This is a genomic window from Streptomyces sp. NPDC004667 (assembly GCF_040609475.1).
Lineage (GTDB): Bacteria > Actinomycetota > Actinomycetes > Streptomycetales > Streptomycetaceae > Streptomyces.
Genome location: NZ_JBEXKC010000109.1, coordinates 1 through 19080 on the forward strand (window position 1 = coordinate 1; position 19080 = coordinate 19080).

At 72.7% G+C, this 19080-nt stretch carries 15 protein-coding genes; 7 read left to right on the forward strand and 8 right to left on the reverse strand.

Annotated elements, in window-relative coordinates:
- Positions 1 to 133 precede the first annotated feature (133 nt).
- The 6 genes from ABZW32_RS35025 to ABZW32_RS35050 are packed head-to-tail and all read right to left on the reverse strand — an operon-like array spanning position 134 to position 6490.
- A complete protein-coding gene (locus ABZW32_RS35025) occupies positions 134 to 730 on the reverse strand; it encodes a Uma2 family endonuclease (protein ID WP_356224156.1) in 597 nt (198 codons plus the stop codon).
- Positions 731 to 786: 56 nt separating this feature from the next.
- Entirely contained in the window at positions 787 to 2097 is a 1311-nt protein-coding gene (locus ABZW32_RS35030; RefSeq protein WP_356224159.1) for a DUF58 domain-containing protein, read from the reverse strand.
- On the reverse strand, positions 2097 to 3059 hold the full coding sequence (locus ABZW32_RS35035) for a MoxR family ATPase (protein WP_356224161.1): 963 nt from the start codon (positions 3057 to 3059) through the stop codon (positions 2097 to 2099). The genes ABZW32_RS35030 and ABZW32_RS35035 overlap by 1 nt, the downstream gene beginning before the upstream one ends.
- On the reverse strand, positions 3056 to 4558 hold the full coding sequence (locus tag ABZW32_RS35040; RefSeq protein ID WP_356224164.1) for a DUF4350 domain-containing protein: 1503 nt from the start codon (positions 4556 to 4558) through the stop codon (positions 3056 to 3058). The genes ABZW32_RS35035 and ABZW32_RS35040 overlap by 4 nt, the downstream gene beginning before the upstream one ends.
- The gene (locus ABZW32_RS35045) at positions 4555 to 5235 is read right to left on the reverse strand and encodes a DUF4129 domain-containing protein (RefSeq protein WP_356224166.1); all 681 of its coding nucleotides are present in this window, start codon (positions 5233 to 5235) and stop codon (positions 4555 to 4557) included. The genes ABZW32_RS35040 and ABZW32_RS35045 overlap by 4 nt, the downstream gene beginning before the upstream one ends.
- Positions 5236 to 5242: 7 nt before the next feature.
- Positions 5243 to 6490, reverse strand: coding sequence for a hypothetical protein (locus ABZW32_RS35050; RefSeq protein ID WP_356224169.1), 1248 nt, complete (start codon positions 6488 to 6490; stop codon positions 5243 to 5245).
- A 234-nt stretch (positions 6491 to 6724) separates the two neighbouring features.
- Here ABZW32_RS35050 and mtrA point away from each other — a divergent pair, with 234 nt between their 5' ends.
- The 6 genes from mtrA to ABZW32_RS35080 all read left to right on the forward strand — a co-directional run bounded on the left by mtrA (position 6725) and on the right by ABZW32_RS35080 (position 14099).
- Entirely contained in the window at positions 6725 to 7414 is a 690-nt protein-coding gene (gene mtrA, locus ABZW32_RS35055; protein WP_356224172.1) for a two-component system response regulator MtrA, read from the forward strand.
- Between the two features lies 1 nt (position 7415).
- The gene (gene mtrB, locus ABZW32_RS35060; protein ID WP_356224175.1) at positions 7416 to 9377 is read left to right on the forward strand and encodes an MtrAB system histidine kinase MtrB; all 1962 of its coding nucleotides are present in this window, start codon (positions 7416 to 7418) and stop codon (positions 9375 to 9377) included.
- Positions 9364 to 11256, forward strand: coding sequence for an LpqB family beta-propeller domain-containing protein (locus tag ABZW32_RS35065; protein WP_356224178.1), 1893 nt, complete (start codon positions 9364 to 9366; stop codon positions 11254 to 11256). Before mtrB ends, ABZW32_RS35065 begins: the two co-directional genes overlap by 14 nt.
- A gap of 68 nt (positions 11257 to 11324) precedes the next feature.
- Entirely contained in the window at positions 11325 to 12062 is a 738-nt protein-coding gene (locus ABZW32_RS35070) for a phosphoribosyltransferase family protein (RefSeq protein WP_356224180.1), read from the forward strand.
- A 363-nt stretch (positions 12063 to 12425) separates the two neighbouring features.
- Entirely contained in the window at positions 12426 to 13121 is a 696-nt protein-coding gene (raiA, locus tag ABZW32_RS35075) for a ribosome-associated translation inhibitor RaiA (RefSeq protein ID WP_356224183.1), read from the forward strand.
- Between the two features lie 228 nt (positions 13122 to 13349).
- Positions 13350 to 14099: a response regulator transcription factor gene (locus ABZW32_RS35080; RefSeq protein WP_266839364.1), complete on the forward strand. Its 750-nt coding sequence runs from the start codon at positions 13350 to 13352 to the stop codon at positions 14097 to 14099.
- A 4-nt stretch (positions 14100 to 14103) separates the two neighbouring features.
- Here ABZW32_RS35080 and ABZW32_RS35085 read toward each other — a convergent pair whose 3' ends face one another.
- Together ABZW32_RS35085 and ABZW32_RS35090 are read right to left on the reverse strand one after the other, a co-directional pair.
- Complete coding sequence (locus tag ABZW32_RS35085; RefSeq protein WP_356224186.1) at positions 14104 to 15291, reverse strand: crosslink repair DNA glycosylase YcaQ family protein; 1188 nt, start codon at positions 15289 to 15291, stop codon at positions 14104 to 14106.
- 10 nt (positions 15292 to 15301) lie between these two features.
- Positions 15302 to 15910 (reverse strand): GNAT family N-acetyltransferase, encoded by a 609-nt coding sequence (locus ABZW32_RS35090; RefSeq protein ID WP_356224188.1) that lies wholly within the window; start codon positions 15908 to 15910, stop codon positions 15302 to 15304.
- 226 nt (positions 15911 to 16136) lie between these two features.
- Between ABZW32_RS35090 and secA the strand changes: the two genes are divergently transcribed.
- On the forward strand, positions 16137 to 18932 hold the full coding sequence (secA, locus tag ABZW32_RS35095) for a preprotein translocase subunit SecA (RefSeq protein ID WP_356224190.1): 2796 nt from the start codon (positions 16137 to 16139) through the stop codon (positions 18930 to 18932).
- Positions 18933 to 19080 lie beyond the last annotated feature (148 nt).

Here is a 19080-nt window from a genome sequence, read left to right on the forward strand (position 1 = left end):
TGCAGGGGGGACCCTGTGGGAGAGTAGGACGCCGCCGAACAATCATTGTGGGAAAGCCCCGCACCTTATGGTGCGGGGCTTTTCTGCGTTTACGGCCCGGTACCGGGGCTGACATTCTCCGGCGCAGCCCTCTTCACCAGTCGGCGGGATAGCTCTTGAGGCTGGTCGTGTCGAGCGTCCAGCGGCCGGCGGTGACGGTGTCCCCGAAGGCGTAGGGGACCGTCTTGCGGTAGCGGATGCCGTCAGGTCCCGGCGAGGGGTCGCTGTGCACGGTGACGCTCTTCTTGTCCTTGCGGGGGTCCACGACGACATAGGTCGGGACGCCCATCCTCGGGTAGTCGTGCAGCTTGTCACGGATGTCGGTGAGCGAGTTCGTGCGTGAGACGACCTCCACCACCAAAAGGACATCGCGCGAGTTGACGACCTTTGCCGTGTCATCGGTGTCCTCTTCGGCGATGACCATGAGATCGGGGACCTTGGTCAGGCCGGTGTGGGGATCGCCCATGTTCGTGTCGTTGAGTGCCATGACCTCCGGGGTCTGGGCCTCGATCTGGCGGCGCAGCCGCACCACGTTGAGTCCGTGGGGGGCCGTGGGGCTCATCATCGTGAGGAAGATCTGACCATCGGTGGTCTGCACCTTCCACTGGTCCTCCTGGTGCTCCGCCAGCTCCGCGAGCTGCTCCGCGAAATCGTGCATGCGGCGCATCTGCTCGGGCGTGAGGTCGGCCATGGTGTCCTCCTGGTGGGTGCCCGACCAGGGTATCCAGGGCGAGCGGTGCGGGGAGGTCAGAGCCGGCCGGCGGCCTTGAGGGAGAGGTAGGTGTCGGCCAGGGCGGGGGCCAGGGAGTCCGGGGTGGCGTCGACGACGTGGACGCCGTGGCGGGAGAGCTGCTCTGCCGTGCGCAGTCGCTGGGACTGGGTCTGGATGGCCGCCGCGGCCTCGTAGACGGCGTCCAGGGAGCCGCGGGAGCCGGCCATCTCCGCGATGTGCGGGTCCGCCACGGAGGCCAGGACCACCGTGTGCCGCTGGGTGAGGCGGGGAAGGTGCGGGAGCAGGCCCTCCTCGATCGGGGCCGCGTCCAGGCCGGTCAGCAGGACCACCAGGGAGCGGCGCGGGGCGCTGCGCAGGATCGTGGAGACCAGTGCCCGGGAATCCGTCTCGACCAGTTCCGGTTCGAGGCCGGCCATCGCGTTCACGAAGGCGGGGAGGGTGTCGGCGGCAGAACGGCCCTGGATCTGGGCGCGGGTACGGCGGTCGTGGGCCAGCAGGTCGACGCGGTCGCCGGCGCGGGTGGCCAGGGCGGCCAGCAGCAGGGCCGCGTCCATGGCGGAGTCCAGGCGGGGGGCGTCGCCGACGCGGCCCGCGGCGGTGCGGCCGGTGTCCAGGCAGATCAGGATGTGCCGGTCGCGTTCCGGGCGCCAGGTGCGGACGGCGACCGTGTTCCGGCGGGCGGTGGCCCGCCAGTCGATGGAGCGGGTGTCGTCACCGGGGACGTAGTCGCGGAGGCTGTCGAACTCGGTGCCCTCGCCGCGGGTGAGGACGCTGGTGCGGCCGTCGAGTTCGCGCAGGCGGGCGAGGCGGGACGGGAGGTGCTTGCGGCTCGTGAAGGGGGGCAGGACCCGTACCGTCCAGGGGACGGTGTGCGAGCCCTGGCGGGCGAGCAGGCGGAGCGGACCGTAGGAGCGGATCGTGACGCGGTCCGCCCGGCGGTCGCCGCGCCGGGTGGGGCGCAGGCGGGTGGTCAGCCGGCGGCGTTCCCCCGCGGGGACGGTCAGGGAGTGGCGGGAGGCGGCCGCCCCGGTGCCGGAGGGCCAGCTGCTCGGCGGCCAGGCGTCGCGGACGTCGGCGCGCAGCGTGCGGGTGCCCGGGTTGGTGAGGGTGAGGTGTACGTCGGCGGGCTCGCCGAGGCGGACCGAGGTGGCGCCCGAGCGGGTCGGCTCCAGGGTGCGGACGGGGGCCGCCAGGGCGTAGTCGACGGCGCAGGCCAGGGCGAGGGCGCCGTTGACCGCGAGGAGGCCCGTCCAGCTCGGTTCGAGGAGTCCGACGGGGATGCTGCCGAGGGCCGCCAGCAGGGCGGCGCGTCCGGTGAGGGCCATCAGCGGGGGACCGGGACACGGGTGAGGATCGCCGAGATGACGCTGTCGGCGGTGACGCCCTCCATCTCGGCTTCGGGGCGGAGCTGCACGCGGTGGCGCAGGGTGGGGAGGGCGAGGGCCTTCACGTCGTCGGGGGTGACGTAGTCGCGGCCCGTGAGCCAGGCCCAGGCGCGGGCGGTGGCCAGCAGGGCGGTGGCGCCGCGCGGGGAGACGCCGAGGGTGAGGGAGGGCGAGTCGCGGGTGGCGCGGCAGATGTCGACGACGTAGGCGGTGATCTCGGGGGAGACGGTGGTCTCCTCGACGGCCTTGCGGGCGGCTTCGAGGTCGCGGGGGCCGGCGACCGGGCGGATGCCGGCGGCGTGCAGGTCGCGCGGGTCGAAGCCGGCGGCGTGCCGGGTCAGGACGCCGATCTCGTCCTCGCGGGAGGGCAGCGGGACCGTCAGCTTGAGGAGGAAGCGGTCGAGTTGGGCTTCGGGGAGGGGGTAGGTGCCCTCGTACTCGACCGGGTTCATGGTGGCGGCGACGAGGAACGGCTCGGGGAGCCTGCGGGGGGTGCCGTCGACGGTGACCTGGCGCTCTTCCATCGCTTCGAGGAGCGAGGACTGGGTCTTGGGGGGTGTGCGGTTGATCTCGTCGGCGAGCAGGAGGTTGGTGAAGACCGGGCCGTCCTGGAAGGAGAACTCGGCGGTACGGGCGTCGTAGACGAGGGAGCCGGTGACGTCGGTCGGCATCAGGTCGGGGGTGAACTGGACGCGCTTGGTGTCGAGTTCGAGGGAGGCGGCGAGGGCGCGGACCAGGAGGGTCTTGGCGACGCCGGGGACGCCTTCGAGGAGGACGTGGCCCCGGCACAGGAGTGCGACGACGAGACCGGTGACGGCGGAGTCCTGGCCGACCACGGCCTTGGCGATCTCGGTGCGGAGCGCTTCCAGGGAGGAACGGGCGCTGTCCGTGGTGGCCGTCATGAGGTGCGGACCTCTCTTTCGAGGGCGTCGAGGTGGTCGGCGAGCGCGACGAGTGCCGCGTCGTCGGCGGGGGTGGTGCCGAAGAGGAGGGTGGCCGGGTCGTACGGGCGTCCGTCGGCGGTGAGGCGGGCCGATACGGCGGGGACCAGCGTCGCGGGGTCGTGGGCCTGCGGGGCCGGTACGCCGACCAGTGGGGCGAGGCGTTCGCGGGCGGCGGCGCGCAGCACGGTCGCGGCGCGGTCGCGGGCGTCGGCCCTGCGGTAGAGGCGGGCGCGGCCCTCGGTGGCCTCGGAGGCGCGGATCGCGACCGGAAGGTCCTCGGTGACGAGGGGGCCGAGCCTGCGGGCCCGCCACAGGGCGGCGAGGGCCGCGGCGGCGAACAGCTGGAGCAGGGCCCAGGTCCAGCCGGCCGGGACCAGTTCGAGGAGGGAGGGCTCCTCGGCGCCGGTGCCGGGGTCGGCGGACATGTCCGCGGGGGTGGGCAGGTACCAGACGAGTTCCGGGCGGGTGCCGAGGAGCTGGAGGGCGAGGGAGGCGTTGCCCTCGTCGGCGAGGCGCTTGTTGAGCAGGAAGGTCTCGGAGCCGAGGAGGACGGTGTCGCCGCCCTTGGTGGTGCTGGGGAGCACGAGCAGGGTGGGGTGGCCGCCGCTGGGGTAGCAGGCGGTGGCTCCGGGGAGGTCGGTGGTGTAGCGGAGGCCGTCGCCGGTGCCTGCCCGGCCGGCCGTGCCGGCGGCGGGGAGGGTGCAGGCGGGGTTGCCCGGGTCGAGGTCGCGCCGGTGGGCGAAGCCGTTGGCGCGGGCGGCGGGGGCCAGGTCCGGGAGGGCGGTGCTGCCGGGGGCGACGAGGACGGTGCGGCCGCCGGAGAGGTCGATGGCCGAGCGGATGGCGCGCCGCTGGGGCTCGCCGAGCAGGTCGGGTTCGGCGACGAGGAGGGTGGTGCCGGGTCCGGCGGCCGCCGCGGCCTCGGCGGCGTTGGTGACCACCCGGGTGGTGACGCCGCGCTCCTTGAGGAGCTGGGCGAGGGCGCGGCTGCCGTCGGGGTCGGCGGAGCGCGGGTCGAGGCGGCCGTGGTGGTCGCCGGCCTGGAGGCCGGCGAGGGCGACGGCGGCGGTGAGCAGGATGCCGGCCGCGAGGAGGAAGCCGCGGGCCCGGGTCCACAGCCGGCCGCGGGTGAGGGCGGTGGAGGTGGCGCCCTTGCCCTGGCCGGGCGGGGTGCCGGGGTGGCCGGGGCCGCCGGAGCTGTCGGGGCTGCCGGGGGGTGTGCCGCCCGTTCCGTGATCGGTGCCCGGAAGGGCGGGGCCGGTGCCGTTTCCGGTGCCCGAAGGGGCGGATCCGGCGGTGCGCCGGGGCTGTCCGGTGCCGTCGCCGGAGCCCGGAAGGGCGGGCGTGGCGGTGTCCCTGGCGGGGCGGGTGCCGTTGCCGGTGTGCGGAGGGGCGGTCTCGCCGGTGTCCTGGGGGCGGCCGGCGCCGTTGCCGGTGTTCGGCGGTGTGGGCGTCATGGGGTGGGGCCCGTCAGGAGGGGCTTCGTGCGGGTCAGGGTGAGGTCGAGGTCGCGCAGGCGGGCGTAGGTGTCGGGGTCGCCGGAGCGGCCGCCGTAGGTGACGTCGTCGAAGGCGCGGGCCGCCGCGCGCAGGTCCGCGGCGTGGCCGGGGAGGGACGCGGCGGCTTCGGCGGCGGCCTCGTCGGCGGTGCGGCCGGGGCGGGGGTCGAGGAGGGTGCGTTCCTCCAGGGAGCGGACGACGGCGCGCATGCGTTCCTGGACGGCCTCGGTCCAGCGGCCGGCGGCGGCGTGGGCCTCGGCGGCCGCGCGGTGGTCGGCGGCGGTGCGCGGGCGGTCGTCGAAGAGGGTGTCGGCGCCGGTGGCGGTGCGGCGGGGGGTGCCCAGGCGCCACCACAGGGCGGCGAGGGCCAGGACGACGAGGAGGACGATGGCGAGGAGGCCGAGGCCGCCGCCCGGAGTGGCTCCGGAGGCACGGTCGAGGAACTCGCCTATCCACTCCCAGAAGCGGTCCAGGGCGCGCTGGAGGAGCCCCGGGTCGTCCTGGTGGTACATGGGCTTGGACAGCTCGTGTTCGGCCGCCTCGCGGGCCGCCTCGCGCGTCGTCGTCAGTGGTGGTGTCTCGCTGCGCGGCAGCAGGGCCGCCGCGCCCGTGACGATGAGTCCCCCCGTGCTCATCAGTGCGTCAGCCTCCGGTGACCGGTCCGCCGCCGTCCTGGCCGGCGGCCCGGGCGAGTTCCAGGTCCAGGGCCTCGCGGCGGATGCGCTGGTCGACGTAGAGGAGGGTGGTGACACCCGTCTGCATCGGCAGGGTGACGGTGGCGGCGACGACCGATCCGATCGCGGTGATGATCAGGAAGGCCCAGCCCGTGGTCGCGGAGCCGTCGAGCAGGGAGCCGAGGCCGCCGGGGGCCAGGAACAGGGCGACGGCCGCGAACGGCATGACGATGATCGCGGAGGTGATCCCCCGGAGCAGCCAGGTCAGCAGGCTGATGCCGAAGATCCGCCACCAGGAGCCGCGGACCAGCTTGGCGGAGCGCTTGAGGGCGTCGGTGACCGAGCCGCGTTCCAGCATCAGCGCGGGCGGCGCCAGTACGAAGGTCACGTAGAACCAGGCCAGGAGCACCATGGCGACGGGGACGCCCAGGACCGCCAGCCCGGCGCTGCCCGCGAGGATGCCGGGCAGTACCGGCAGGACGGCGGCGGCGAGGGCGCCCAGCAGCAGGAGGGCGATGAGGCCGGCCAGGCGAGGGGCCAGCGGGCGGACGGCCCGCAGGGTGGCGGGGAGCGTGGAGGGCCGGCCGAGGACGGCGTGGCTGACGACGGGCGCGAGCACGGCGGTGACCAGGAACAGCCCGAGGATCTCCAGGTAGTACTCGGCGCCGTACAGGAGTGCGGTGTCGCCGAGGAGCTTGCTCGTCTCGGCGGCGCTCGGCGTCCGGTCGGTGGTGATCACGGCGCTGCCCATGGTGGCGCGCTGGACGAACAGCAGGGCGATCTCGGACAGGGCGGCGACGACCAGGCTGACGGCGAGGACGGGGCGCCAGTGGCCGCGCAGGGTGCTCACGGCGCCGTCGAGGATCTCGCCGAGGCCCAGGGGGCGCAGCGGGATGACGCCGGGCTTGGCGGCGGCCGGCGGGCCGCCCCAGCCGCCGGGCTGGGCGTACGGGGCGCCGTAGGGCGTGCCCGGCTGCTGCTGGGGTCCGGAGCCGTACGATCCCCAGCCGGTCTGCTGCTGCGGCGCGGGGGCCGCGGGCGGGGTCGGGGTCCGGCCCTCGGCCGGGCTCGACCACTGGCCGGGCGGCGGCTGGGTGGCGGACCACTTGGCGTCGGCGGCGGGCGGCGAGGCGGGCGGTGCGGCGGGCCGGTCGCCTTCGGGGCCCTGGCCGTCGGACGGGGATCCGGGCGTGGCCCAGCCCGGAGAGTCGTTCATCGTCGCTCCTTCACGTGCACCTGCCGCGGCCGGCGCGCTGGTCGGCTGCCATCGTGCCACGGGGATCACGGAACGAACCGGCCGTACCCCCGGGTTCCCGGGCCGCTCGCCCTTCAATTGTCGCGTGGATCCGGGGCAGACTGGTCGTCCTGATCACCACGCAGGTCCGAGGGGCGATTTCCAGCCCTTTTGGCTGTGGGACAGCTCACCGCCAGGTAACGATTAGCTAATGGGATGATGTCAAGCATGAAGGGACGAGTCCTTGTCGTCGACGACGACACCGCGCTGGCCGAGATGCTCGGCATTGTGCTGCGTGGAGAAGGTTTTGAGCCGTCGTTCGTAGCGGACGGCGACAAGGCATTGGCTGCCTTCCGGGAGGCGAAGCCGGATCTGGTGCTGCTCGACCTCATGCTGCCCGGACGGGACGGCATAGAGGTCTGCAGGCTGATCCGCGCCGAATCGGGTGTGCCGATCGTCATGCTCACGGCGAAGAGCGACACGGTGGACGTGGTGGTGGGCCTGGAGTCCGGGGCCGACGACTACATCGTCAAGCCGTTCAAGCCGAAGGAGCTGGTCGCCCGCATCCGGGCGCGCCTGCGCCGGTCGGAGGAGCCCGCGCCCGAGCAGCTGGTCATCGGTGACCTGGTCATCGACGTGGCCGGGCACTCGGTCAAGCGCGACGGCACCTCGATCGCCCTGACCCCGCTGGAGTTCGACCTGCTGGTCGCCCTCGCGCGCAAGCCCTGGCAGGTGTTCACCCGCGAGGTGCTGCTGGAGCAGGTCTGGGGCTACCGGCACGCGGCGGACACCCGCCTGGTCAACGTGCACGTGCAGCGGCTGCGCTCCAAGGTCGAGAAGGACCCGGAGCGCCCCGAGATCGTCGTGACGGTCCGCGGTGTGGGCTACAAGGCAGGACCGAGCTGACGTGCAGCCCGGCACGCCCCGGGGCGGCCCCCGAAGGGGAGTCCTGAGGGGCGGCCGGCTGCTCCAGGAGGGAGCGCCCGGCGGCCCCCTGTTGCGGTTGTTCGGACGTCTCGTCCGCCGGCCGCTGCTTCCGGCTGTCCGCCTGTGGCGCCGCAACATCCAGCTGAGGGTGGTCGCGGCGACGCTGCTGATGTCGCTCGCCGTGGTCCTGGCGCTGGGCTTCGTGGTCATCGCGCAGGTCAGCAAGGGCCTCCTCGACGCCAAGGAGGAGGCCGCGCAGAGCCAGGCCGCGGGCGGGTTCGCGGTCGCACAGGAAAAGGCCAACACACCGTCCGTGGCCGACGGGGCCGACACCACCGACAACAAGGTCGGCCAGGACGCCAGCACCTGGATGAACGCGCTGGTCAAGCAGCTCGCCAGTGGCGGGCAGACCGCCTTCGAGGTGGTCGCGCTCGGCGCGGGCACCGGTGAGCAGGCGGCCGGCGCCCAGGGCGTCAAGGGCGCCCGCGCCTCCGGCAACGTCGACCCGACCGCGAGCGTCCCGTCGGCGCTGCGCAGGTCCGTCAACCACGGCACCGGGACCTTCAAGACCTTCTGGAAGATCCGGTACACCGCGGGCACCGGCGACAAGGCGCCGGAGCCGGCGCTGGTCGTCGGCAAGCGGCTGACCGACATCAACGGGGACCCGTACGACCTGTACTACCTGTTCCCGCTCACCCAGGAGGAGGAATCCCTCAACCTGGTCAAGGTCACCTTCGCCACCGCCGGCGTGTTCGTGGTCGTACTGCTCGGCGCCATCGCCTGGCTCGTCGTACGCCAGGTCGTGACCCCCGTCCGGATGGCCGCCGGGATCGCCGAGCGGCTCTCGGCCGGGCGGCTCCAGGAGCGGATGAAGGTCACCGGTGAGGACGACATCGCCCGTCTGGGCGAAGCCTTCAACAAGATGGCCCAGAACCTCCAGCTCAAGATCCAGCAGCTGGAGGACCTGTCCCGGCTGCAGCGCCGCTTCGTCTCGGACGTCTCCCACGAGCTGCGCACCCCGCTGACCACGGTCCGGATGGCCGCCGACGTGATCCACGACGCCCGCGTCGACTTCGACCCGGTCACCGCCCGGTCCGCGGAGCTCCTGGCGGGGCAGCTCGACCGCTTCGAGTCCCTCCTCGCCGACCTGCTGGAAATCAGCCGCTTCGACGCGGGAGCCGCCGCGCTGGAGGCGGAGCCCATAGACCTGCGGGACGTCGTGCGCCGGGTCATCGACGGCGCCGAGCCGATCGCCGAGCACAAGGGGACCCGGATCCGGGTCCTCGGCGACACCCAGCCGGTGATAGCCGAGGCCGACGCGCGGCGGGTGGAGCGGGTGCTGCGCAACCTGGTCGTCAACGCCGTCGAGCACGGCGAGGGCCGTGACGTGATCGTCCGGCTCGCCTCGGCGGGCGGGGCCGTGGCGGTGGCCGTCCGCGACTACGGCGTCGGGCTCAAGCCCGGCGAGGCCACCCGTGTCTTCAACCGGTTCTGGCGCGCCGACCCGGCGCGGGCGCGCACGACCGGCGGTACGGGCCTGGGCCTGTCCATCGCCGTCGAGGACGCCCGGCTGCACGGCGGCTGGCTCCAGGCCTGGGGCGAGCCCGGCGGCGGCTCGCAGTTCCGCCTCACCCTGCCGCGCACCGCCGACGAACCGCTGCGCGGTTCTCCGATCCCGCTGGAACCGGAAGACTCCCGGAGCAACCGGGCGCGGGCCGCGGCCGAGGCCGCCGGGCGCGGCAACGGGTCCGGCGGTCCGGGTGCCCGTCCCGCGGGCGGCGAGCGGGACGGCCGTTCGCCGATCCCGCCGCGGCCGGCCGTCACCACCGCCCAGCCGGTGCCCGCCGACCCGACGGCGCTGCCCGGCAACGGCGCCCGGGTCGTGTCCAGGCCCGCCGACCACGGAGCAGCACAGGAGGATGGATCCGGTGGAGGACGCTGAGCGCGCGTCGTCGTACGTACGGGGTGCGGGGCGCGCGGAGCGCGGGGACCGGGTGCGGGGCCTGCGGCGCGCGGGCTCCGCGGGCGGGCGGGCCGCCGCCGTCCTCGGGGCCGCCGGGCTGCTGCTGGCGGGCTGCGCGTCCATGCCCGACCACGGTGAGATCCGCCGGGTGGAGGCCTCGCAGGGCGTCGATTCGCAGGTACGGGTCTTCGGCGCGCCGCCGGCCGACAAGGCCAGCCCCGCCGACATCGTCGACGGCTTCCTGGAGGCCATGACCAGCGACGACCCGCAGCTGGCCACCGCCCGCAAGTACCTCACCGAGGACGCCGCGAAGGACTGGCGGCCGGGTTCGGCCGTCACCGTGCTCTCCGCCGGCCTCGACCGGGTGCGCGTCGACGGGGAGAAGGACCCCGAGTCGCCCCGCTGGAAGGTCACCGGCAAGAAGCTCGCGACCGTCGACGAGCGCAGTGCGTACCAGCCGGAGACCGGCGGCAAGCGCTACGAGGAGTTCCTGCAGCTGGTCCAGGTCAACAAGCAGTGGCGGATCGCGACGCCGCCCAGCAGCCTGGTGCTCAGCGAGTCCGACTTCCAGCGCATCTACAAGCCGGTGAACAAGTACTACTTCGCGGGCGGCACGCTCGTCGCCGATCCGGTGTACGTGCGTCAGCGCAGCGACCCCGACTCCCGGATGGACCCGACCACGCAGACCGTGCAGTCTCTGCTGGACGGGCCCTCGAAGTGGCTCGGCCCGGTCGTCTCCACCGCCTTCCCCAGCGGTACGGCGCTGCGCGAGGGCACCAAGTCCCTCTCCTACGACGGCCAGAACACCCTGCGCGTGCCGCTCAACGAGAAGGGCGGCAACGTCGGGCAGCCGCAGTGCCAGAAGATGGCCACCCAACTCCTGTACACGGTGCGGGACCTGACGGCCTCCCGGCTGGACCGGGTCGAACTGCTGCGTTCCGACGGCAAGTCCTCGCTGTGCTGGGTGACGGGCGTGGCCGCCGCGTCCATCGCCGGCCGTCCGGCGCCGCCGGAGCACCAGTACTACGTGGACAAGGACTCCAAGCTGGTCCGGATGGTCCTCAACGCCAACGCCGACGAGCAGCAGCAGGACAAGCCGGAGGTGGCGCCGGGGCCGCTGGCGACGGCCGCCGGGTTCAAGGTGGGGTCGGCGGCGATCGCGTACGACGAGAAGCGGGCCGCGGTCGTCTCCGACGACGGGCACGGGCTGTACGTGGTGACGCTGACGACGGCCGGGCAGATGCCGCAGCCGCTGCTGACCAGCAGGACCGGCAAGCTGACCCCGCCCAGCTGGGACGCCCAGGGCGACCTGTGGGTCGCGGACCTCGACCCGCAGACCCAGGGCCTGTACCGGATCCCGGGCGGGACCGGGACCCCGCAGAAGGTGGACGTCGCCGGGCTGGACGGCGGGCGGATCAGCGCGCTGAAGGCCTCCTCCGACGGGGTGCGCATCGCGCTGCTCGTCGAGAGGGAGGGCGCTCGCAAGAACCTGTACATCGGGCGGATCGAGCGGCCCGAGGGCAAGGGGGACACCTCGCGGCTGTCGGTGCGGGAGCTGCGGCCCGCGGCCCCGCAGATGGCGGAGGTCACGGCGATGAGCTGGGCGCCGCGGGGCCGGCTGCTGGTGGTGGGCCGCGAGAGCGGCGGGGTCGACCAGGCCCGGTACATGCTGGCCGACGGCTCGATGGTGGCCGCGGGGCTGCCCGGAGCCACCGGGCTGACCGCGATCGCGGCCGCCGACGACGACTCGAAGCCGGTGGTGGCCTTCTCCGGCGAGGACGGGATCGTGTGGCTGCCGCCGGGGGCGCAGTGGCGCACTGTGGCGGCGGGCGGCAAGGCCCCGGTCTACCCGGGCTGAGCCCGGGGCCGGCCGGGCGGTTGTCCACAGGGGTCGCGCGGCCGGTGGACGCCGGGCAGGCTGGAGGCATGCGGGGGTGGTGGCAGGAGCTGGCCGGGCTGGTGCTGCCGGGTGACTGCGCGGGCTGCGGGGCGGTGCGGGCCGTGCTGTGCCCGCGCTGCCGGGACGCGCTGAGCGGAGCCGGTGCGGGGCCGGTGCGTCCGGCGGCGCGGCGGGCGGGCCCGGTCGGGCTGCCCGGTGTGTACGCGGGGGCCCGGTACGAGGGGGCCGTACGGGCGGTCCTGCTGGCCCACAAGGAACGCGGGGCGCTGCCCCTGGCGGGCCCGCTGGGCACGGCCCTGGCGGCGGCGGTGCTCCGGGGCGCCGGGCCCGGGGCGGGGGAACTGGTGCTGGTGCCGGTGCCCTCGGCGCGGCGGGCCGTGCGGGCGCGCGGGCACGATCCCGCGCGGCGGATCGCCCTGGCCGCGTCGGGGCGGCTGCGCCGGGCCGGTGCGTCCGCGCGCGTGGCGCCCGTACTGCGGCTGCGCCGGCGGGTCGCGGACCAGGCGGGCCTGGGGGCGCGGGAGCGGCTGGAGAACCTGGCGGGGGCCCTTGGGGTGTGCCGCGGCGGGGCCCGGGCGACGGCCGGGGCGCGGATCGTCCTGGTCGACGACGTGATCACCACCGGGGCCACGCTCGCGGAGGCCGCGCGGGCGCTGCGGGCGGCGGGCCTGGGGGTGGCGGAGGTGGCCGTGGTCGCGGCGCCGGCGGACTCCTTCGTGCGGATCCGGTCGGCAACTCGTACAGAGCAAAAATCTTGTGAATAGATTTGGAACTGCCGGGGAATGCGCATCGTTGCAGGTAGTAAGAGGGAACGGCCACCTGGACGGAGGTACGTTCCGGTAGCGGGTGCCGACAACCGGCTTTGAGAGATATGTTCGGTTGTGAGGAACTGGCGATCCTTGGGCACCGGGTACGGAGCACCAGTCCGTCTGTTGTATTGCCAACCTTGTGTCAGTGCCTGTTCAGGGGGTTTCTCTCTACTCCGAAGTCGGTGGGATGTGGATCTTGCCGATGGGGGAGGAGGAGGTGAAAGTCGCCAAGTCCGAGGCTCCGGTGTTCACCGGAGCCTGGTGCGAAAGGGAGCGCTTCGCCGCTGTCGGCGAGGCTCTCCGGGAACGGAGTTCTGCGTGGACATCGTCGTCAAGGGCCGCAAGACCGAGGTGCCCGAGCGGTTCCGCAAGCACGTGGCCGAGAAGCTGAATCCGGAGCGGATCCAGAAGCTCGACGCCAAGGTGATCAGCTTGGACGTCGAGGTGTCCAAGGAGCACAACCCGCGCCAGGCCGACCGTTCCGACCGCGTGGAGATCACCCTGCGTTCGCGGGGCCCGGTGATCCGGGCCGAGGCCGCCGCCGCCGACCCGTACGCGGCGCTCGACCTCGCCCAGGACAAGCTGGAGGCCCGGCTGCGCAAGCAGCACGACAAGCGGTTCACCCGCCGTGGCAACGGACGGCTCTCGGCGGCCGAGGTCGTCGACACGGTGCCGGGCGTCGCCACGCTCAACGGCAACGGCGAGCCGGTCGGTGAGGAGAAGGCGGACGGGATCCCGACCACCCGGATCGGTTCCCTGGAAGTGCAGGGCGAAGGCCCGCTCATCGTCCGCGAGAAGACCCACTCGGCCGGCCCCATGTCGCTCGACCAGGCCCTGTTCGAAATGGAACTGGTCGGACACGACTTCTATCTGTTCGTCGACTCCGAGACCAAGATGCCCAGTGTCGTCTACCGCCGTCACGCCTACGACTACGGCGTCGTCCACCTGAACGCCGACGGGGCCTCCAGCTCGGACGAGCCGGCCTCGGGCGCGGGCGGCGCGCTGGGCGGCTGATCATTCATCCGTTGCCCCTGCGGAACGCCCCGGCGATCCGCAGGGGCACCTGTGTGAGTGGGGTGGCCGGTAGTCGTCGACTGGTGGCCGGTAGTGGCGCGTATGAGCCAGACGGGCTCCCGAGGACCCCCTTGCGGTCATCCGGGCATGGAATCATGGCGGGCAGTCAACCGGCGGCCGCTCCCGCCGGATTGGCCCAGCGGCTGAGCACATGCAGGGGGAGGAACGATGGCGGACACCTTCGGGCCGGTACGCGGTGACGACGGCGCGGGCTGTCGTGCGGCGGACCCGGCGGACCCGGCGGCGGATCCGGCCGGGGAACCCATCCGGGTGCTCGTGGTCGACGATCACGCCCTCTTCCGGCGCGGTCTGGAGATCGTCCTCGCGCAGGAGGAGGACATCCAGGTCGTCGGCGAGGCCGGGGACGGGGCGGAGGCGGTGGACAAGGCCGCCGACCTGCTGCCGGACATCGTGCTGATGGACGTGCGGATGCCCCGCAGGGGCGGGATCGAGGCCTGCACCTCGATCAAGGAGGTGGCCCCCTCCGCGAAGATCATCATGCTGACGATCAGCGACGAGGAGGCGGACCTCTACGACGCGATCAAGGCCGGGGCCACGGGCTACCTGCTCAAGGAGATCTCCACGGACGAGGTCGCCACCGCGATCCGCGCCGTGGCGGACGGGCAGTCGCAGATCAGCCCCTCGATGGCGTCGAAGCTGCTGACCGAGTTCAAGTCGATGATCCAGCGCACCGACGAGCGCAGACTGGTGCCCGCGCCCCGGCTGACGGACCGCGAGCTGGAGGTGCTGAAGCTGGTGGCCACGGGGATGAACAACCGGGACATCGCCAAGCAGCTGTTCATCTCCGAGAACACCGTCAAGAACCACGTGCGCAACATCCTGGAGAAGCTGCAGCTGCACTCGCGGATGGAAGCGGTCGTCTACGCGATGCGCGAGAAGATCCTGGAGATCCGGTAGTCCGTCAGAGCGCGTCCAGTTCCGCCGTGACCGCCGCGGCTTCCGCGGGCGAGGAGGCGCGTTCGACGCGGACCGCGTCGCAGCCGACCCACTCCGCCGCCTCCCGCAGGGCGCGGGCCATCGCGGGCGCCGCCTTCGGGGTCGTCAGCGAGAGCCGGCGGGCCACCAGCGTGGTGCCCTCGCGGCCCGGGTCCACCCGGCCCTGGAGCCGGCCCCCGGCCAGCAGCGGCATCGCGAAGTAGCCGTGGATCCGCTGGGGTTTGGGGACGTAGGCCTCCAGCTTGTGGGCGAAGCCGAAGATCCGCTCGGTGCGGGGCCGGTCCCATACGAGCGAGTCGAACGGGGACAGCAGGGTGGTGCGGTGGCGGCCCGCGGGGGCCGTGGCCAGGGCGGCCGGATCGGCCCAGGCGGGCTTGGCCCAGCCCTCCACCGTCACCGGGACCAGCCCGGAATCGGCCACCACCGTGTCGAACTGCTCGCCCTTGAGGCGGTGGTAGTCGGCGATGTCGGCGCGGGTGCCGACGCCCAGGGACCGCCCGGCCAGGGCCACGAGCCGGCGCAGGCACTCGTGGTCGTCCAGGTCGTCGTGGAGCAGGGCGTCCGGGACGACCCGCTCGGCGAGGTCGTAGACCCGCTTCCAGCCGCGCCGCTCGGAGCAGACCACGTCACCGGTGTCGAGCAGCCACTCCACCGCGATCTTGGTTTCGGACCAGTCCCACCAGGGGCCGCCGTTCTTCGCGCCGCCCAGCTCGGTGGAGGTGAGCGGGCCGTCCGCCTTCAGCCGGTCAAGGACCAGGGCGCAGGAAGCCTCCCGGTCCTTCATCTTGTGCCAGCGGTAGCCCTGGGCGCGCTTGACCCGGCGGCGGAACGCGAAGTGCGGCCATTCCTCGATCGGCAGGATGCACGCCGCGTGCGACCAGTACTCGAAGGCGTGGTTCTCGCTCCAGTAGGCCTTCTCCACGGCGTCCCGGCCGACCGCGCCGAGGCGCGCGTACGGGATCAGCTCGTGCGAGCGGGCCAGTACCGAGATCGTGTCCAGCTGTACGGCGCCCAGGTGGCGCAGCACCCCGCGGACCCCTCCCCGGCGGTCGGGCGCGCCGAGGAAGCCCTGTGCGCGCAGGGCGATGCGGCGGGCCTCGTCGGCGGACAGGGACACGGACGGCTGCGGTGTGCTGGCCGGGCTGCTGGTCATGGTGGGCAGCCTAGGCGGCGCCACCGACAGCGGGTCCGGTCTCCCGGGCGGGCAGGTGGGGCAGCGCGGGGGTCAGGCCGAGGTCCGAGGGGAGCAGCGCGCCGATCCAGCAGTCGCGGGCGGTGCCGTTGTGGAACAGGGCGGCCCGCAGGGTGCCCTCGAAGCGGAAGCCGGCCTTCTCGGCGACGGCTCGGGAGCCCTCGTTGCCGACCTGGGCGCGCCATTCCAGCCGTACGGCGCCGAGCTCGGTGAAGGCCCAGCGGGCGACGCCGTCCAGGGCCTCGGCCACGTAGCCGTTGCCGCGGTGTTCCCGGGTCGCCCAGTAGCCGACCTCGTACAGCTTCTCCCCGAACGCCGTGTGCACGTGGACGCCCAGGGCCGCGACCAGCGGGCCGCCGGCGCCGAGCCGGACCGCGAAGGCGTACCCCGTGTCCTCGCGCCAGCCGGCGGGGACCCGCTCGCTCACGAAGGTCTTCGCGTCGGCGCGGGTGTAGGGGGAGGGGACCATGGTCCAGCGCTGGATGTCGGGGTCCTGTCCGGCGGCGTACACCTCGTCCTCGTCCGACGGGGCGAAGGGCCGCAGGTCCAGGCGGGCGGTGCTCAGTATCACGGGTTCCATGGACGGATTGTGGCGGTGCGGGGGGTTGCGGGCGAGCAGTTTTCGTCCGGCCCGGCACCTTCGGCCCGGTCCACACGTTCTCATTCCGGGCACCCGTGCCCTGCGGACACGGCGGACCTCCCGGCGCGACCACGTCCTCGCTTACGATGGCCGTTGCGGTGGGGCCCACCTGCCGTGCCCGGTTACGAACAGTGCCCAGGCCCGACCGGCAAGGAGACAAACCTCGGTGTCCGTCTTCAACAAGCTCATGCGTGCAGGCGAAGGCAAGATCCTGCGCAAACTGCACCGCATCGCGGACCAGGTCAACTCCATCGAAGAGGACTTCGTCAACCTCTCCGACGCCGAGTTGCGCGCGCTCACGGACGAGTACAAGCAGCGCTACCAGGACGGCGAGAGCCTGGACGACCTGCTGCCCGAGGCCTTCGCGACCGTTCGCGAGGCCGCGAAGCGCGTGCTCGGCCAGCGGCACTACGACGTCCAGATCATGGGTGGCGCCGCGCTGCACCTCGGTTACGTCGCCGAGATGAAGACCGGTGAGGGCAAGACCCTCGTCGGCACGCTGCCGGCGTACCTGAACGCGCTGTCCGGCAAGGGCGTCCACCTGATCACGGTGAACGACTACCTCGCCGAGCGCGACTCCGAGATGATGGGCCGGGTCCACAAGTTCCTGGGCCTGTCGATCGGCTGCATCCTGGCGAACATGTCCCCGGCCCAGCGCCGGGAGCAGTACGGCAGCGACATCACGTACGGCACGAACAACGAGTTCGGCTTCGACTACCTGCGCGACAACATGGCGTGGTCGCAGGACGAGCTGGTGCAGCGCGGCCACAACTTCGCCGTGGTCGACGAGGTCGACTCGATCCTCGTCGACGAGGCCCGTACCCCGCTGATCATCTCCGGTCCGGCCGACCAGGCCACGAAGTGGTACGCGGACTTCGCCAAGCTGGTCACCCGGCTGACCAAGGGCGAGGCCGGGCAGCCGCTCAAGGGCATCGAGGAGACCGGCGACTACGAGGTCGACGAGAAGAAGCGCACCGTCGGCATCCACGAGGCCGGTGTCGCGAAGGTCGAGGACTGGCTCGGCATCGAGAACCTGTACGAGTCGGTGAACACCCCCCTCGTCGGGTACCTCAACAACGCGATCAAGGCCAAGGAACTCTTCAAGATCGACAAGGACTACGTCGTCATCGACGGCGAAGTCATGATCGTCGACGAGCACACCGGCCGCATCCTCGCCGGCCGCCGCTACAACGAGGGCATGCACCAGGCGATCGAGGCGAAGGAAGGGGTGGACATCAAGGACGAGAACCAGACCCTCGCCACGATCACCCTGCAGAACTTCTTCCGCCTGTACTCGAAGCTCTCGGGCATGACCGGTACGGCCATGACCGAGGCCGCCGAGTTCCACCAGATCTACAAGCTGGGCGTCGTGCCGATCCCGACGAACCGGTCGATGCAGCGCAAGGACCAGCCCGACCTGATCTACCGCACCGAGGTCGCCAAGTTCGCGGCGGTCGTCGACGACATCGCGGAGAAGCACGAGAAGGGCCAGCCGATCCTCGTCGGCACGACGTCGGTCGAGAAGTCGGAGTACCTCTCCCAGCAGCTCTCGAAGCGGGGCATCCCGCACGAGGTGCTGAACGCCAAGCAGCACGAGCGCGAGGCGACGATCGTCGCCCAGGCCGGCCGCCGCGGCGCGGTCACGGTCGCCACGAACATGGCCGGCCGCGGTACCGACATCAAGCTCGGCGGCAACCCGGACGACCTCGCCGAGGCGGAGCTGCGCCAGCGCGGCCTCGACCCGGAGGAGCACATCGAGGAGTGGGCGCACGCCCTGCCCGAGGCGCTCAAGCGGGCCGAGGCGGCCGTGAAGGCCGAGTTCGAAGAGGTCAAGGAGCTCGGCGGGCTGTACGTGCTGGGCACCGAGCGGCACGAGTCGCGCCGTATCGACAACCAGCTGCGCGGCCGCTCCGGCCGTCAGGGCGACCCGGGCGAGTCCCGCTTCTACCTGTCGCTGGGCGACGACCTGATGCGCCTGTTCAAGGCCCAGATGGTCGAGCGGGTCATGGCCATGGCGAACGTGCCGGACGACGTGCCGATCGAGAACAAGATGGTCACGCGGGCCATCGCCTCGGCGCAGTCGCAGGTCGAGACCCAGAACTTCGAGACCCGCAAGAACGTCCTGAAGTACGACGAGGTCCTCAACAGCCAGCGCGAGGTCATCTACGGCGAGCGCCGCCGCGTCCTGGAGGGCGAGGACCTGCACGAGCAGGTCGTCTTCTTCATGGACGACACGATCGACGCGTACATCGCGGCCGAGACGGTCGAGGGCTTCGCCGAGGAGTGGGACCTGGACCGGCTGTGGGGCGCCTTCCGTCAGCTCTACCCGATCAAGGTGACGGTGGAGGAGCTGGAGGAGGCCGCCGGCGACCGCGCGGGCATCACGGCCGAGTTCATCGCCGAGTCCGTCAAGGACGACATCCACGAGCAGTACGCGACGCGCGAGAAGGCGCTCGGCTCCGACGTCATGCGCGAGCTGGAGCGGCGCGTGGTGCTGTCGGTGCTGGACCGCAAGTGGCGTGAGCACCTGTACGAGATGGACTACCTGCAGGAGGGCATCGGCCTGCGGGCGATGGCCCAGAAGGACCCGCTGGTCGAGTACCAGCGCGAGGGCTTCGACATGTTCAACGCCATGATGGAGGGCATCAAGGAGGAGTCCGTCGGCTACCTGTTCAACCTGGAGGTCCAGGTCGAGCAGCAGGTCGAGGAGGTTCCGGTGCAGGCCGCGGCGCCGTCCCTGGCGAAGGAGCCGGCCGGGGCCGGGCGTCCGGAGATCCGGGCGAAGGGGCTGGACGCCCCGCAGCGTCCGGACCGGCTGCACTTCTCCGCTCCGTCGGTGGACGGTGAGGGCGGGATCGTCGAGGGCGACTTCGACGCGGAGGGCTCCGCCGGTGACGGGATGACGCGGGCGGAGCGGCGCAAGGCGCAGAAGGCCTCCGGCGGTCGTCGGCGCAAGAAGTAACCCCGCTGGGGTTCGCAGCAGCAGCACCACCGGCCGGGGGGGGGGGGGGGGGGGGGGGGGGGCCCCCCCGGGGGGGGGGGGGGGGGGGGGGGGGGGGGGGCGGGAGAGGACAAAGCATGAAAACAAGAACACAACCCAACAGATGGGT